Genomic DNA, 2,061 nt, shown 5'->3' on the forward strand with positions numbered 1-2,061 from the left:
CGGGCTCGGACACAGCGGGATCGACCACGGTGACCGGCGATCCTGGTGTCGCCTACGGCGGGACCACGGGCGGCGGGATCCTCCTGCCGGTCGAGGTGGACGGGCGGACCCGGTGGGCCCTGCTCGACGGGGACACCGAGGGGCTCTCCGTGACCCCCGCGACCCCCTACGACCTGTCGGCCTCCATCGGTCACGTATCCCTGCAGGACGTGCGGATCCCGGCCGACCGGATCCTCGACGGCATCACCACGGACCTCGTCCACCAGCTCTTCGTGACCCTCGCCGCCGCGGAGGCCGCCGGGGTCGCCGACTACACGCTCACCACCGCTGTCGAGTACGCCAAGATCCGCGAACAGTTCGGCCGGACCATCGGGTCGTTCCAGTCCATCAAGCACCTGGCGGCCGACATGCTCTGCCGCACCGAGCAGATCCGCGCCCTGGCGTGGGACGCCGCGTCGGCCGCCGAGGACCTGCTCGCCGAGGACTCGGAGCTGCCCGTCGCGGCGGCGGTGGCCGGGGCCCTGGCGTTCGACAACGCCGTGCGCAATTCCCAGGACTGCATCCAGATCCTCGGCGGCATCGGCTTCACCTTCGAGCACGACGCCCACTTCTACATGCGGCGGGCGGGCGCACTGCGCCAGGCGATCGGTGGTTCGGCCCGCTGGCGGCGCTCGCTGGCCGAGCTCACCCTGGCGGGCACGCGCCGACACCTCGAGATCGACCTGACGGAGGTCGAGGGTCTGGACGCCAGGCGTGAGGAGATCAGGACCCTCGTGGCGAAGGTCGCCGCGGTGTCCGGTGACGAGCGCAAGCGGGCCCTGGCCGACACGGGCCTGTTCATGCCGCATCTGCCCGAGCCGTGGGGACTGGGGGCCTCGCCCGCCGAGCAGCTCCTCATCGACGAGGAACTCGAGTCGGCGGGCGTGACCCGGCACGAGATCACCATCGGCGGCTGGGCCGTCCCGACGATCCTCCAGGCCGCGCCCGAGCACGCCGACCTGCTGGTGCGCGGCACCATGGCCGGCGAGATCAAGTGGTGCCAGCTCTTCTCCGAGCCCGGCGCCGGTTCCGATCTCGCCGCGCTGCGCGCGACCGCCGAGAAGGTCGACGGCGGGTGGAGGATCAACGGGCAGAAGGTGTGGACGTCCCTGGCGCGCGAGGCCGACTGGGCGATGTGCCTGGCCCGCACCGATCCCGACGCCCCCAAGCACAAGGGCATCACCTACTTCCTCGTGGACATGAAGTCCGAGGGCATCCGGACCAGGCCGCTGCGCGAGATCACCGGCGAGGCACTGTTCAACGAGGTCTACCTCGAGGACCTGTTCGTCCCCGACGAGTTCCAGGTGGGCCAGGTGAACGACGGCTGGAAGATCGCCCGCACGACCCTGGCCAACGAGCGGGTGGCCATGGGCGGCGGTTCCTCCCTCGGCGACGCCGCCGAGGAGATCGTCGGCCTCATCCGCGCGGCGGGGGCGGAGGACGACGCCCTGGTGCTGGACGAGCTCGGTAAGCACGTGGCCGACGGCGTGGTGGGGAGTCTGCTCGACCTGCGCACCGCCCTGCGGACCCTCTCCGGCTCCGGCCCGGGCGCCGAGTCGTCCGTCCGCAAGATCGTGGGCGTGCGCCACCGTCAGGACATCGCCGAGTTCGGACTCGAGCTCACCGGCACCGGCGGGGTCGAGTTCACCGAGCAGGGGCGCAAGTTCCTCATGGTGCGCTGCCTGTCCATCGCCGGCGGCACGGAGCAGGTGCTGCTCAACGTGGTCGGGGAACGCATCCTCGGCCTGCCCAGGGACTGATCGAACCCGTGCCCGACCCTCTCCCGACTAAGGACTGATCTGACGTGGACTTCACCCGTACCGAGACCCAGGTCGCCGTCGCCGAGGCCGTGGCCGGGGCGCTCACCACGGCCGCCCCGGCCGATGAGCTGCTCACCGCCCTGCCCAGTCGCGGTGTCGCCGACGCCGGATACGACGAGCGACTGTGGTCGGCGTTCGCCGGATCGGGCCTGCTCTCGCTGGGCCTGCCCGCGGCGCTCGGCGGCGACGACCTCTCGGTGGA

General features: G+C 71.7%; 1 protein-coding gene and 1 pseudogene. Both read left to right on the forward strand.

The window, feature by feature from the left end:
• Window positions 1-1,799: acyl-CoA dehydrogenase family protein (locus G6018_RS07245; protein ID WP_182639263.1), on the forward strand; the 1,799-nt coding region annotated here is incomplete at its 5' end.
• A gap of 44 nt (window positions 1,800-1,843) precedes the next feature.
• Window positions 1,844-2,061 (forward strand): annotated as a pseudogene (locus G6018_RS07250) (acyl-CoA dehydrogenase); the annotation flags it as partial.

The organism is Dietzia sp. DQ11-44 (genome assembly GCF_014145205.1).
Classification (GTDB): domain Bacteria; phylum Actinomycetota; class Actinomycetes; order Mycobacteriales; family Mycobacteriaceae; genus Dietzia; species Dietzia natronolimnaea.